Origin of the sequence: uncultured Veillonella sp., from assembly GCF_963543145.1 — a bacterium.
In the GTDB taxonomy this organism is placed as follows: Bacteria; Bacillota; Negativicutes; order Veillonellales; family Veillonellaceae; genus Veillonella.
Window position 1 is genome coordinate 15310 of the sequence record NZ_CAUTZP010000007.1, and the last position, 14233, is coordinate 29542.

The window sequence follows — 14233 nt, forward strand, 5'->3', positions numbered from 1 at the left end:
CTAACTAATCGTTATCTCGTTAGGTCTCTCCAGGCGATAAATAGTTCGGCCACGACTTGTGGGTTTTGGCTGAGTTTGATGCGGGCTAGCATTTTGCGCACGTAGTTGCAGTGTTCTAGCATGGCTTCGTTCAGTTTATGTTTGACGTGACGCGGGGATTGGTACACCAAGATTGGTGCAAAGTCCCCCACGTGAATATAGCTCGTATCGGGTTCGGGACCTTCCGTAACGATATATTTATAGGGTATAGCCACGTTAAAGAGGCCGTACACCACGTCTTTGCCGACAGGGCGCCGACATTTGATATGGGCAAAGGTTAGATGTGGACCATAGGTCTTAGGCGATGTATAGCTGCTGCGCCGACCGTCGCTGGTCATAATGTAATTGGGCCTCAGCCCTTCCTGTACCGCCAGCTCCCGCGTAATGGTGCGCATCGGCAGATGGACCAGTTCTTCACGACCATCTACGAAATAGCACTTCGTACTATCCCCACCACTAGGCTGATAAGTAGGTATAAAACAAACAATGTGGTTCTTTGGATTCGTATAGATCAAATCCAAATCCTCTCCCTTAGATAGCCGAGCGGCCATCAAATCTGTTAATTCATCATGTGTTAGCATAGGAATTCTCTCCCCTCTAATTAGGAACATTCCTTTCAACAATACAATGAACACGTGTTCTGTTAAAGCAGATTCGCATGCTTTAATCTGCTGCTGATTTAATTGTATACTACGTTGAATATTTTGTAAATATATACACAAAACTATAGAAATTTATGTATAATTAAAGAATTTATGATCTTGTAAAAGTTATATATACCTTGATGTGTCAATATTTTCTCATTTAAATTGAGAAATGCATATTCCATGTATATCTATTAATCGAGATTAACAGAAATATGCGGATTTTGGAATATAAATAAGAAATTAAATTATATTAACACATGTACATTACACTAGCTCCCCTTAAATTTAATGCACTTTTATTTTCTTAAAATCTGTGGTCAAGTATCTCCGCAGCTTACGAATGGCTCGCTCATGGCGTCGCTGGATGGCTTGGCGACTACAGTTCAGTTCTTCACTGACCGCTACCAAGCTTTGACATTCTCCGTAAACGCGGCGCAATAGGTCACGCTGATTGGGAGATAGTCTGCCTAAAGCCCATACGAGACGGGCTCGCAGCCTTTGTTCTTCATCGGCGGTCATAATCATGTCTGCTATGTTCTCGCCAGATGCGAAAATATCCATGCCCACCGCTACATCGCCATCGTCGGTACTGCGGTCTGGAATGTGAATCTCACGATGATAACGCAAGCGCTCTCGCTTCCAGTACCGCATATAGCCATATCTAATACCAGCTTTCACAAAGCCCGCAAATGGTACGGGACCGTCCAGATTAAAGCTATAGATGGACTCCACGAGGATGGCCCATAAGTAGCTCTCTACATCCTCCCGGAACTCGCGGTTCCCCGTGCGATTCGTGTAGTGCAAGATGAGCGGTCGATACCTGCGACACAGCTCGATTTGTGCCGCATCATGGCGCAGCTCATCAATGGACCATGGCTGATATCCCACAGTCTGGATTCGCATATTCGGCTGCTGACAGATGGACACGAGGCTCTTATCCGACAAAGACGATAAGACCTGATGACCGCAAATGAGAGTTTGCAATTTCAGTTCCTCTGGAGCTTTATATGGTGCTCCCTTATGAGAATCTGTTACAGCCTTCGGATCTCCATATGGAGCTCTCTTGTGAGGCTCTGTTACAGATGGTGATTCCTCCGAGAGTTCTTTAGCCAATGGTAAATCCTTTGATCGTAACCCATCAGGAGATAATGCCTGTGTTTCTAGTTTGTCTGATGTATCTGTATCAGATTGTAAGTTTGCAGTTTTTATACATGTTCTTTGTACTAGAGGTTCTTCGTTTTGGTATAACATAAATCCCCTTTCCTGCCATGGCATAGCGCTTAACTACACAATAACGCGGAACGGGGATTTTGACAAATCAGCAATTCCTTGGAATTCCTGTACATTTAACTGTATCGGTAACGTAATTTCTATCCATACTAGGTCATAACTATACGATCAACACAGTAATTGCTGAAAATAGAAAATTACTGAAAACAAAAATGACACCACATCCTAGGATGTGGTGTCATTTGTAAGAGGAAATATACTATCATTGGGTAATAGTATTCAAACTGATTGTCTGATTACATCGCAATGCATGCGGCTTGTACAAAGTCTTTCAGTTGTGGTTTTACGTGTGTGTGGTACACATCAGCGCCGTTGCCGCGCACGATGTCACCCCAGTATTTATACACATAGCGGTACCAGAAATGGAACATGCTATTGGTAAAGTGGTAATCTGCGTATTTGGCAGGTCCACGGCTATTGGCTTGAATGCGACCTACGAGCCCCATGGACATGAGATCGTTCAAGCGAGATGTAAAGGTGCCACTTTTAATTTGGCTTGCTTGTAAAAGCTCCACATAGTATGGTCTTTCAAGGGTAGCAAGGCCAGACAAGATAGCGTTAGCACCTGTTATGTTTTTCATATCTCGATGTAAGATATGCTGTGTTTCTTCAAATAGAGCGCCCGATACGGAGAAGAACAAATTAATAATATTCGTATCGATGCTTTCACCATTATCAAAGTACTGCACGTACGCAGGCAAACCGCCTGTTACAGCAAATACAGTGCGCAAATCGTCCTTGGCATAGTGAAGGCCCAAGGATTTCATATCCACCAAGGAGAACGGTTTCACCTCGAAGTATTCGGATACGAACGGACCGATAAGGCTACGCTCACCAATAATGCGGCCATCCAGCTGTTCCAAACCATTGGCCATCAAAATGATGTTCAAACGGCTCGTATCTTTATAGGTATCTAATAAATCACGCAAGTGAATCGGGAATTGCGGCACAGCCTCCACCAAGGAAGGATAGTCATCAATCACCACCGTTTGCGGCGTTTTCACACTGCTTTCAAAAAGCCCTACAAAGGCTTGCTGCAAGCTATCGACAGGCTCGAACTTGTCCTGATCATCAGTCGGAACAAAACGTGCCTCAAGAGCTCTATTCATATCAGCCACGTGGACTGATTCATTGGCCATGCGCCCCGCTAAATATAACGCCTTATGACGGCGTACAAGCTGCGAAGCCACATAGGATTTACCACTGCGATGAGGGCCGTACACAACACACAAGCTCATAGTGCCCTCAGCGATACGGGACTGGATACTCTCTATAATCTCAGCACGTCCCACAAAATTCATATACTCTCACCTCCAACAGTCTATGGAGATTATTATATCATAAATTTAAATCATTTTTAAACTTATTTTCATATTATTAACATGACTTTTGATTATGTTAAATTTTTTACGCATAAAATACACTTATTTTATGGTTTGTTTTTTACTCATACCATTTTGAAAGCATAGATATTTACTACATTTATATATGTATATAGGTATGGAAAGAGCATAGAGGGTATGGCATATAATCTATATTTTAAAATCAATAAATATTAAAAATGGCGTCCAAATATAAAAAATGACGTGTCCCCTAGAGGGTAGAACACGTCATTTGCATATTACTCATATGTAATGATTACTCAACATATATAACTAATTTGCAATACTGAATTCTTATCACTGAATTCGTATTACTAAATCTTATATGTTAACTACTTGTTATTAAATTCTATTGTTGAATTTGGGTTTGCATTTTCATGGATAGAATACGCTTAACCGCTTCGTTAAGGCGTTCATTGGTGATCGTTCCATTTGCCACCGCCTGTGTTAATGCCCGATGGACTTCGTCGATGTGAACGGTGTCCGCATCAACGAGGATGAGATCACTGCCAGCCACAATGGAGGCTACAGCGTAATCCCCTATCTTTTGGTTTGCCTGCAAAGCGCCCACGTCAATACGGTCTGTCATGACGATACCGTCATAGCCGAGGTCCTTGCGGAGCCAATCTTGGATAACTGGTTTTGATGCACTCGCCAAGTGCTGGTTATCGATAGTTGGAATTTGAATGTGGCTCATAACGATCATATAGGTATTGGCCGTCGTCTGTGCGATGAGTCGTTTAAAGACGGCTACATCATTATTGTTGAGGTAGTTTTTCGCCTCATCGGCAGTGTTAAAGGATGCATCCCCCAGGGTCACCGCGGGGAAATAATTATAACCGAACCATATTTGGTTGATTTGGTAACGTTCCGCCATGGCAAGGTCCATATAGCCTGCCCAGGTCGGGTCAGATGTGTAGGACACATTTGCTACACCAAGGTTCGCATTTGGCCCAATTACAAGATTAAAGCCCATATCGCGCATTTCGATGGCCGATCGCGTGGCCAAGTTAATGATCCGCTCCATCGGCAATTGACCTAACCGATTAGGCTCTGGTAAACGCAAGAAACTATCATTAGTGCGCAACACTTTATCACGATTCACCGCGATGTACGGCGTCACCATGCTAGCAGTTGTCGCCGTTTGCATGATATCGTTGTTGAAAGCTTTCACTTGGCTTTTATTATGTAGATTTTCATTGGTTAGCATAACGCCGCTCACACGATATTTACGGATTACATCCTTTTGGGATTGCCCCAACGTGTTGCCATGGAGGCTGATCATCATTAGCTGCCCTATCTTGTCCTCCCGTGACATGGCTGCAAGCCAGGTATTCACCTTTTCAGGAACAGGCTTGTTCGATTCCATGACGGCGCGGTACGATACGGTTCGTACATCCTCTTGCTCTGCCTGACTCTCATGTTGGCATCCAGTTGTACCAGCGGCAGCAACTATCAAGGCTATGCCGCACAGGATACGCCGTAAAAACTGCTTCATCTCTCCTAGAAACTCCTTACTGCTTATGCAATATGATAACTATGGGGCGCTCTATCTCTTTCTCCCTACCCCCCATAGGTCTCCCTTTACTCCGAATATTCCGTATATTATGATTCTATATTATACACTATATAGTTCATCTTTTCCTCATGCTGAAAGCAAGTTCTTATACAGAATTATCATAATAAGCTTATAAAGTGAGAATGGTTGAATCCTATAAGAATCGTCGAATCCTATATAAATAAAAATCCTACGAATCGTTTGTAAGGTGATGCTTACAATAGCTGAAGCTATTAAAGTATCAAGTCACTCATGACTCGTAGGATTCTATTTTTATATTGTTATACCCTAAAGAGCTAATACAATTTTAACGCCTTTGATTACTAAAACTTTCGCAGGTTCAATAATCAATCATTAAGTAATTGTTAACTAGCTATGCAAGATTAGCCTTTGAATTTAGGGGATGTTGGGCAAGTTTCAGGTGTTACGTCTTTGCGCTCACCAAGAATCGCACTGCGATCTGTGTAATGTGTATGCAAAAGCTCATGTGCTTTGTGGCCCAATGGTTCACCTAAGAAATCTTTGTACAATGCTTGGATTTCTTCGTTTTCGTAGGAAGCAACCCATTTGTAGTTTTCGTCAGCTTCGTAAAGACCACCAATACGTGCTTCTTTAGTTTTTACTGCTTGAGGCAATTTAGTGCGCGGTTGACCGCCGCCACCGATACAGCCACCTGGGCAAGCCATAACTTCGATGAAGTCGTAATGTTTACCACTATCTTTTAAGGCATTAAGGAAATCACGTGTATTTTTACCGCCATGCACTACTGCAACGGACAATGTTACATCATCGCCCAATTGTACAGTCGCTTCTTTTACGCCTTCCATACCACGAACTTCCTCAAGATGAGTCAATGCATATGGAGGTGGTTCTTTATCAGTGATGAGCTTGTACGCTGTACGCATAGCCGCTTCCATAACACCACCAGTGTTACCGAAGATGATGGATGCACCAGTTTCCATACCGATTAAGTCATCAAATTGGGAATCTTCAATAGCATTGAAGTCGAGGTTTTCCTCTTGGATCCAACGGATAAACTCACGAGTTGTAATGGAAATATCTGTATCCATGCCAATGGATTCATCATCGTAGTAACGAGCTGCCGCATTTTCTTCTTCCCGTTTCGTTTCTGCTTTTTTAGCAGTACAAGGGTTTACAGATACGGACACGATGTTATGAGGATCGATGCCTTTTTTCTCTGCAAAGTATGTTTTGATCATAGCCGCTTCCATAGCGATACAAGAACGTGTGGAAGACAAGTTAGGAATCAATTCAGGAAAGTAAATTTCCGCAAAGCGTACCCACGCTGGGCAGCAGCTTGTGAACTGAGGAATTTGACCACCATTTTTAAGGCGTTCTACAAGCTCAGATGCTTCTTCCATGATTGTTAAGTCCGCACCAAAGTTAGTGTCTACTACATAGTCTGCACCTAAGGCACGTAAAGCACCAACCATTTTACCTTCAAGGAATGTACCTGGTTCGTAACCGAAGCCTTCACCGATAGCTACACGAACAGCTGGAGCTGTTTGAATAACCACGATTTTTTCAGGATCGGCAAGAGCAGCTTTCACCTTATCTAGCTCGGATTTAGCATGCATGGAGTCGAATGGACATGCAGCTGCACATTGACCACAGTGGATACATACTGGCACATCGCCATTTGCATCAAGATCATAGTAGTCGAGTACGCTCATTACGTCCGCACAAGCACGACGGCATAACGTACAGTTTTTACACTTAGAAATGTCGTGATAAATGGATGGATTGTCGAGCGCAATCGGCACACGTTTATCGATAAATTCGTATTGAGACATGAGGACCTCCTCTAACAAACTAAAACTATCAAACCTTTTGGAGAAATAGGCCAAACTACAGAGCACTGTGCTCAAGGCACACTTCTACATTTTACTTATAGTATACGCTATGGTGAAAGTTTATACTATGTAGAATTGTTACACTTTTGTACAAAATCGCCAAAAAAAACGTAATATTAATCACATTTTATCATGAATGGAAAAATAATACAAAAACGCACGCCCTCCATAGGAGAACGTGCGTGTGAGAAGCTTTCACAAAAATTATTTACCGCCCCAAATCAATTGGAATACAGCGTACGCAGGCGTACCTGGCTCAACCTTGCGGCTGTTTTTGTTAGGTTGTTCCTCTTTTACAACATAACCTTGTGGATCGTAAAGAGTTACCTTAAGGTCTTTTACTTCCTGTTTTTTACGATTGAACTCTCCAGTCACAATGTAGTGGTAACCTTCGTAGTCCATAGCTTTAATATCCATGACAGCTTTTTTATCATCTTTTTTAACGGAATCGTTATCGATAGACCAAGTAATACCATTGCTGTCAGTACCTACAGTGTACCAGTTAGCAGCATCAACACTACCAATGCCACCAATCAATAAAGCGCCTGCTGCCAAAACAGCTGCTAATGTTTTTTTCATATTTTACCTCTCGAATTAAATACAAGAATACGAAATCTAGTATATTCGATAAAACTAAATATTTTATGAAAGACAAACGTACTCAACTGTTATGCCTTCACATAATAGGTCGAACGGCCACCACCTTTGCGATAGATACGACCATTTTTCACAAGTGTACGTATTGCGCCCTCAATAGCACTATCACTGAGATTGGGGCACCATTCCCGAATATGTTGCTTTGTGAAAGCTCCTAAATGATTGTCGATAGCAGTTTGCACCTGATGTATGGCAGAACCGCTATTTACCAATAGAGAACTGCGGTCTTCAAAATCATGATACGCGGCCAACAACATTTGTAACCAATACCGAATGAAAGCCTTAGGACAGGAGCTTTCACCATACCAAGCATCACTAGACTCACGTAAAGCAGCATAATACATATCCTTGTTTGCCGCAATTTTAGCCTCTAAGGACACATATTTACCAACCATAAATCCACTGCGATATAACAACAATGTCGTCAACAATCGGCTCATGCGACCATTGCCATCGTTAAAGGGGTGAATGCACAAGAAATCATGAATAAATATAGGAATCGCTAAGAGCGGATCCACCTCACCATTGCCGACAACGCGATTATATTCTCCGCAAATCTGATCTAAAGCCTGGGCCGTTTCATAGGGAGCCAATGGAGTAAATAGGACTTCCGTATGGCCATCTGGATACGTGGCACTAATATAATTCTGCACACTCTTTAACTGCCCTCCACGAGCATTAAACTGGTACTGATAGAGAATCTTATGTAACTGCAAAATATGATTTCGTGACAACGTTATGGAGTCATAACTATCATGGATGATATTCAACGCATCACGATATCCCATAATATCTTGCTCATCTCGATTTCGAGGCGTCGTCTTATCCGCCACCAACTGTCGAAGGCGTGTACTCGTCGTCACAATCCCTTCGATCGCATTCGAAGCCTCCGTACTCTGCACCTTTGCCAACTCCACAAGAGACTCCAACACCGCAGGACTCTGAGAAAGCAAAACCTCCTCTTTGCCATTCGCCCGATAAATCCCTGCGATAAGACTTAATATATCCATATCCCAGGACAAAGACCGAATCCGACTATACTCAAAACGACGCATACACACACCTCCATTTCGTTCTAATCCCTTACAAATAAAATTATTCCCTTAAATTATACCATAAAATAAGGGAATAATAATTTGGGAAATTTACCAAATCAAGTGATACACGTGATCTAGATTACTTCCTTCTTGTATTTGTACTTTTGTATTTGCCAATGTTTCAGAGCCAATCATATAGCCTTGCGGGTTATATACGGTAACATCAATGAGTTGTACCGTTTTATCAGCACGATTAAATGTCATCGTATAAATAGAATGATCTCCATTTGGATCTACAATCTTTAAACGCAATGTAGCTTGAGCATCATTTTTATCAACCGAATCATTATCGATGTAACCAGTACGGCCCGCTTGGTCCGTTTCTAATGCGTACCAACTTTCAGCATGACACACGCCCACACCAGCACTAAATAACAAACCTGCCACCGCTAAACATGCAAACCATTTTTTCATAACCGTTCTCTCCTGATTAGAAAAACTAAACATCTATGCATTTTGCATAATACAATTCACTATGACTTCATTATAACACCATAATTGCATAATGCTAATAAAAACTCTATAAAATGCATAAATTATATAAACCTCCCTAGGAATGTCTAGCGAGGGTCCTATGGGATTAAATAATCGTATTGTAATAGGAATGCCCATACTAAGATTAACGTAAATTAGAAATAAAAAGACCCAACACGTCTATGAAAACGACTTAGCTCGCTTTGGAGGCTTTCATAGACGTGTTGGGTCAGCTATCTAGACACATAATCTAGAATGGGCATCCCTCACACGAAAGATTATTTACCCCATAGGGCCTGCATAACTTCTGCGCCCATGGTATCTTCTTCAATTTTCGTAGGTTTTTGTGCTTCTTTGCTGGACAACAATGCTACGCCTGCAGCACTGTATACTGTTGTATCAAGTTCTGTCCATGTTTTTTCTTTGCGATCGATGCGTACTGTGTATATGTATGTGAAGCCTTCTACATTGTTAATTTTAACAAGTACTGTAGCTGCATCATCTGTTTTATATACAGAAGAGTTATCGATAAACCATGCTGCATCGTCAGCATCAGCAGCGATATAGTACCAATCAGCGGCACTTGCTTGGCCAAAGCCACCTACAAATAAAACCCCTGCTGCAAACATAGCAGCTAACCATTTTTTCATTTCTAAACTCCTTAACGCTAGAGACGACCATCTAAGATGGCCGCCCATAGTTACTTACATATTTGTATCTTACTTAATTATATTACTTATATTATTTCTAGCTCATTAGCTTATTTAGTTCATTAGACTATTTAGCTCGTTAACTTATGAGCTTATGAGCTTATGAGCTTAATATTCTTTAGCGTATTATTCTTCAGTTGCATCTTCTTCAATTTCAGAACCTGGAATAACAGCAATGCTAGCTACTTTATCACCTTCATCAAGGTTTTGTGTTTTCACACCAGAAATAGCTTTGCCTTTTTTAACCGCAATATCGTTCATGTTGAAGCGAATAATCTTACCTTGTTCAGAGATAAGCATCACTTCGTCATCGTTATGAACAACCTCTACGGACACTACGTCCCCAGTTTTGTTCGTAATCTTGAAGTTCTTGGAGCCTTTACCACCGCGTTTTTGCAATGTGTAAGCTTCCGCATCATTGCGTTTACCGAAACCTTCTTCGGAGATAGTAAACACTTGTGCTTCGCTTTCATCAGCATTAAGAACACCAGCGCCTACAACAACGTCACCTGCATTGAGTTTAATGCCGCGCACGCCGTGAGCCGCACGTTTCATGAGACGAACGTCATTTTCGCTGAAGCGAATAGCGATACCCAATTTAGTACCAATCAAGATGTCTTGGTTACCATTCGTTACGTTAACGGAAATCAAGTGATCCCCTTCATCAAGGTTGATAGCGTTGAGACCAGAACGACGGATGTTGCGATATTCTTCGATAGCTGTACGTTTAACAACGCCAAACTCAGTGACCATGAATAAGTTTACATCTTCTTGAATGCGTTCAAGGTCGATCATAGTCGTAACGGATTCGCCTACAGCCAGTGGCAATACGTTAACCATAGCAGTACCGCGAGAATTACGGGAACCTGCTTCTGGCACTTCGTATGCTTTGAGGCGATATGCACGGCCTGCGGACGTGAAGAATAGCAATGTATTATGCGTACGAACATGCATAATTTGCGTTACATAGTCGTCTTCCTTCGTCTTCATGCCGATAACGCCAGCGCCACCTTTATGTTGGTTGCGATATACGTTCGCATTCATCCGTTTGATGTAACCTTGTTTCGTCAAGGTAATAACCATCTCTTCGTCAGCGATGAGGTCCTCTACATCAAGGTCGGACGTATCGATTGTAATTTCAGAACGACGAGGGTCGCCGTATTTCTTCTTCATATCTTCTAGTTCGTCTTTGATGATTTGACGTTGACGCGCTTCGCTAGCCAAGATAGCTTTCAAGTCTTCGATCAATGCCAACAATTCCTTGTATTCCTCTTCGATTTTCTCGCGTTCCAAGCCTGTTAAACGGCGTAAACGCATGTCGAGGATGGCTACTGCTTGTTTTTCTGAAAGCCCGAATTTTTGCATCAATGCGTTACGTGCGATTTCGTCAGTTTGAGAACTACGAATCGTGGCGATAACTTCATCGATGTGGTCGAGAGCGATCAACAAGCCTTCCAAGATGTGAGCACGCGCTTCGGCTTTGTTAAGCTCGAATTGAGTGCGGCGTACGATTACATCGAGACGATGATCTAAGTAGTAACCCAATACTTCTTTCAAATTCAATACGCGAGGATGACCGTCTACGAGGGCCAACATGATTACGCCGAAAGATTCTTGAAGTTGAGTGTGTTTATATAATTTATTAAGAACGATATCTGGTTGCACGTCAGCACGCAATTCGATAACGATGCGCATACCTTGACGGTCAGATTCGTCGCGAAGTGCTGTGATGCCATCGATGACCTTGTCGCGGCTCAAGTTTGCAATGGTTTCGATAACGCGAGCCTTGTTAACTTGGTACGGAATCTCAGTCACTACGATTTTATGCTTGCCCTTCGCCATTTCTTCAATGGTTGCACGAGCGCGCATTTTTACACTGCCACGACCTGTTGAGTACGCTTTTTTAATACCTTCTCGGCCCAAAATGAGCGCCCCAGTCGGGAAGTCCGGTCCTTTGATAGGCGTCATCAATTCGTCCACAGTTACATCTGGATTATCGATGAGCATTTCAAGGCCATTACATACTTCATTAAGGTTGTGCGGCGGAATATTTGTCGCCATCCCTACGGCGATACCGCTGGAACCATTGATGAGAAGATTTGGGATCTTCGCTGGCAATACGGTAGGTTCTTGCAAGCTTTCATCATAGTTCGGCATGAAATCAACAGTTTCCTTGTCGATATCAGCGAGCATTTCTTGCGTAATCTTCGCCATACGTACTTCGGTATAACGCATCGCAGCAGCACTATCGCCGTCGATGGAACCAAAGTTACCGTGCCCATCTACCAAGAGGTAGCGCGTATTGAAATCTTGCGCCAAACGTACAGTAGCGTCGTAAACGGAGCTATCACCATGTGGATGATATTTACCGAGTACGTCACCGACGATACGGGCGGATTTTTTGTACGGTTTATTAGGCGTCATGCCTGTTTCGTGCATCGCGTACAAAATACGACGATGTACTGGTTTCAAGCCATCACGCACATCTGGAAGAGCACGCATTACGATTACGGACATCGCATAATCGATATAGGCGTTCTTCATTTCTTTATCAATCTGAACGGGATGAATATTCCCATGGGACCATTGTTGGTCTGCCACAATCTCACCTCATTTTACTAACACTGATTACAATTCATCATAATATTATAGCATTTTTAGGGGCTAAACGCTAATTTTATAGGCATTTTTGTGTTTTTGTGAAAGCTACTTTCATCTACTCCAGTAGCCAATCTAAAACATTCTTTTGCTCTATCCCATTATGGTTGTCTGTTTTATGTAATACATCCATTGTAAGTAAATATTTAGGATAATTGTCATCAAGTTGCTCCATCGGTGACAATTCACGCTGTAATGTTGTATCTGTCATAACGGTATAGCTTACTTGATAATATTCTAAACGGTGTGGTTTTTTAGCTACAAAATCTATTTCACCATTTTGTAGATGTCCTACATAAACACGATAACCACGTCTAACTAATTCCAAATATACAATATTCTCGAGTATATGACCGCGATCCGAATCTGTACGACTTAATAAAAACTTACGGAATGCACTATCTACAACATAATATTTTGCATTCCTCTGTAATAATGTTTTACCCTTTACATCAAAGCGATCTACTTCATAAATAAGAAGTCCATCCTTGAGACCTTGTAAATATTTCTCAACTGTCTTATTATCCGTTTTACGCCCATAACTAGTAAGAGTATTCGCAATTTTTGTAGGATTAATCAAACTACCTATATTAGCTAATAAATATTTAATAATATCCAACAATAATGGTACATCTGTAATTTTTAATCTCGTTACAATATCTTTCAGAATAACTGTATTTAGAATACTTTCTAAATACTCATCTATGCTTTCATCATCCTCAATATGCACGAGTCTTGGAAACGAACTATGCTCAATATATAAATTATATATTTCCATATCTGATAAGTTTTGCTGACTAAATGAACTATGAAATTCTTTGAAAGAAAGAGGTAACATCTCTATTTGTACATATCTACCAGTTAACAATGTAGCAATGTCAGAGGACATAAAATATGCATTTGAGCCTGTAATATAAATATCCACATTGGATTTGATAAACAAACTCCCTACGACCTTCTCAAATTGTGGCACATGCTGTATTTCATCTAAAAATACATACACAGGAGTCTCTGGAATCAATCTTTCCACTATATATTCATGGAGCGCATGATAATCCTGTAAAGGCTCATACTCTAAATCCTCAAAATTAATAGAAATGATTTGATTTGCCTTTACGCCATTAGCTAATAATTCTTCTTTAAACAATTCAAATAATGTAGATTTACCGCACCGACGCACACCAGAAACGACTTTAATCACATCTTGATCTTTATGGCGCCTTAAAAATTCTAAGTATTGCTCACGTTGAATCAAAGGCATAATAACCTCCTTAGCTCAACAATATTCACTATTATTGTACAAGCATAAATATATTTTAGGATAGCAATCCTAATTTAATGCATCTTTAATCTAAATAAGGATTACAATCCTTGTCTACTCTAATTATACAATATTTTAGGATTATATTCTTTGTTTACTCCAATTATACCACGTTTTAGGATTATAATCCCTATTTATTTTGACTATGCTATGCCTTATGAGTGTATTCCCAAAAGTCGTTTTATCATCTTACAAATTAAATCAAATAGAATGACGTATCATATGATTTAAAATACTTACAAAATCCCGTTCCACAGTAGAAGTATCTGTACCAGTACTGCCAATTCCCGTTAGCATAGTTTCTTTCCAATCATTTTTTGCCATAAACCTAAAGCCTCCTCATGAGTGGCCATCCTCATGCCATACCGCTTAGCACGCTCCACTAAAGAAGGGTTCAAATGAACTAGATACGCATGAGAATAAGCAAAATCAGCAGATTGTTGAGACTCTACTTCACCGCCTTTTCCTAATCAGGGGCCCTGCCCTATGCGAAAGGAAAAGGGCTTTTGTTGTTGGGACCGCTCAA

Annotated in this window: 12 protein-coding genes; all 12 read right to left on the reverse strand. The window is 41.2% G+C overall.

Translation table 11 applies throughout. The features are described from left to right. Positions 1–11: 11 nt before the first annotated feature. Positions 12–620: a hypothetical protein gene (locus tag RWZ05_RS04465; protein ID WP_314642527.1), complete on the reverse strand. Its 609-nt coding sequence runs from the start codon at positions 618–620 to the stop codon at positions 12–14. Between the two features lie 351 nt (positions 621–971). Then, the gene (locus RWZ05_RS04470) at positions 972–1937 is read right to left on the reverse strand and encodes a sigma-70 family RNA polymerase sigma factor (protein WP_314642529.1); all 966 of its coding nucleotides are present in this window, start codon (positions 1935–1937) and stop codon (positions 972–974) included. Positions 1938–2212: 275 nt separating this feature from the next. Next, complete coding sequence (locus tag RWZ05_RS04475) at positions 2213–3277, reverse strand: ATP-binding protein (protein WP_314642530.1); 1065 nt, start codon at positions 3275–3277, stop codon at positions 2213–2215. Between the two features lie 430 nt (positions 3278–3707). Next, the gene (locus RWZ05_RS04480; protein WP_314642532.1) at positions 3708–4856 is read right to left on the reverse strand and encodes a glycoside hydrolase family 3 N-terminal domain-containing protein; all 1149 of its coding nucleotides are present in this window, start codon (positions 4854–4856) and stop codon (positions 3708–3710) included. A 443-nt stretch (positions 4857–5299) separates the two neighbouring features. After that, complete coding sequence (locus RWZ05_RS04485) at positions 5300–6730, reverse strand: [FeFe] hydrogenase, group A (protein ID WP_314642534.1); 1431 nt, start codon at positions 6728–6730, stop codon at positions 5300–5302. Between the two features lie 264 nt (positions 6731–6994). Beyond that, on the reverse strand, positions 6995–7369 hold the full coding sequence (locus RWZ05_RS04490) for a hypothetical protein (RefSeq protein WP_314642536.1): 375 nt from the start codon (positions 7367–7369) through the stop codon (positions 6995–6997). An 89-nt stretch (positions 7370–7458) separates the two neighbouring features. Then, a complete protein-coding gene (locus RWZ05_RS04495; RefSeq protein WP_314642538.1) occupies positions 7459–8502 on the reverse strand; it encodes a Fic family protein in 1044 nt (347 codons plus the stop codon). A 90-nt stretch (positions 8503–8592) separates the two neighbouring features. Next, positions 8593–8958 carry a hypothetical protein gene (locus tag RWZ05_RS04500; RefSeq protein WP_314642540.1) on the reverse strand — a complete coding sequence of 122 codons (366 nt, stop codon included), beginning with the start codon at positions 8956–8958 and terminating at the stop codon, positions 8593–8595. Positions 8959–9296: 338 nt separating this feature from the next. Further along, positions 9297–9668, reverse strand: a complete 372-nt coding sequence (locus RWZ05_RS04505) for a hypothetical protein (protein WP_314642542.1) — start codon at positions 9666–9668, stop codon at positions 9297–9299. Between the two features lie 186 nt (positions 9669–9854). Beyond that, positions 9855–12329 (reverse strand): DNA gyrase subunit A, encoded by a 2475-nt coding sequence (gene gyrA / locus RWZ05_RS04510; protein WP_314642544.1) that lies wholly within the window; start codon positions 12327–12329, stop codon positions 9855–9857. Positions 12330–12444: 115 nt separating this feature from the next. Then, positions 12445–13647: an ATP-binding protein gene (locus RWZ05_RS04515; RefSeq protein WP_314642545.1), complete on the reverse strand. Its 1203-nt coding sequence runs from the start codon at positions 13645–13647 to the stop codon at positions 12445–12447. 261 nt (positions 13648–13908) lie between these two features. Next, positions 13909–14031, reverse strand: a complete 123-nt coding sequence (locus tag RWZ05_RS04520; protein WP_314642548.1) for a hypothetical protein — start codon at positions 14029–14031, stop codon at positions 13909–13911. Positions 14032–14233: the final 202 nt, after the last annotated feature.

What these genes read in the sequence shown, in the direction of transcription:
- RWZ05_RS04485 (WP_314642534.1), bottom strand. Translation starts at nt 6,730, where the DNA reads ATGTCTCAATACGAATTTATCGATAAACGTGTGCCGATTGCGCTCGAC.
- RWZ05_RS04475 (WP_314642530.1), bottom strand. Translation starts at nt 3,277, where the DNA reads ATGAATTTTGTGGGACGTGCTGAGATTATAGAGAGTATCCAGTCCCGT.
- RWZ05_RS04495 (WP_314642538.1), bottom strand. Translation starts at nt 8,502, where the DNA reads ATGCGTCGTTTTGAGTATAGTCGGATTCGGTCTTTGTCCTGGGATATG.
- RWZ05_RS04520 (WP_314642548.1), bottom strand. Translation starts at nt 14,031, where the DNA reads ATGGCAAAAAATGATTGGAAAGAAACTATGCTAACGGGAATTGGCAGT.
- RWZ05_RS04500 (WP_314642540.1), bottom strand. Translation starts at nt 8,958, where the DNA reads ATGAAAAAATGGTTTGCATGTTTAGCGGTGGCAGGTTTGTTATTTAGT.
- RWZ05_RS04480 (WP_314642532.1), bottom strand. Translation starts at nt 4,856, where the DNA reads ATGAAGCAGTTTTTACGGCGTATCCTGTGCGGCATAGCCTTGATAGTT.
- RWZ05_RS04515 (WP_314642545.1), bottom strand. Translation starts at nt 13,647, where the DNA reads ATGCCTTTGATTCAACGTGAGCAATACTTAGAATTTTTAAGGCGCCAT.
- RWZ05_RS04490 (WP_314642536.1), bottom strand. Translation starts at nt 7,369, where the DNA reads ATGAAAAAAACATTAGCAGCTGTTTTGGCAGCAGGCGCTTTATTGATT.
- RWZ05_RS04470 (WP_314642529.1), bottom strand. Translation starts at nt 1,937, where the DNA reads ATGTTATACCAAAACGAAGAACCTCTAGTACAAAGAACATGTATAAAA.
- RWZ05_RS04465 (WP_314642527.1), bottom strand. Translation starts at nt 620, where the DNA reads ATGCTAACACATGATGAATTAACAGATTTGATGGCCGCTCGGCTATCT.
- RWZ05_RS04505 (WP_314642542.1), bottom strand. Translation starts at nt 9,668, where the DNA reads ATGAAAAAATGGTTAGCTGCTATGTTTGCAGCAGGGGTTTTATTTGTA.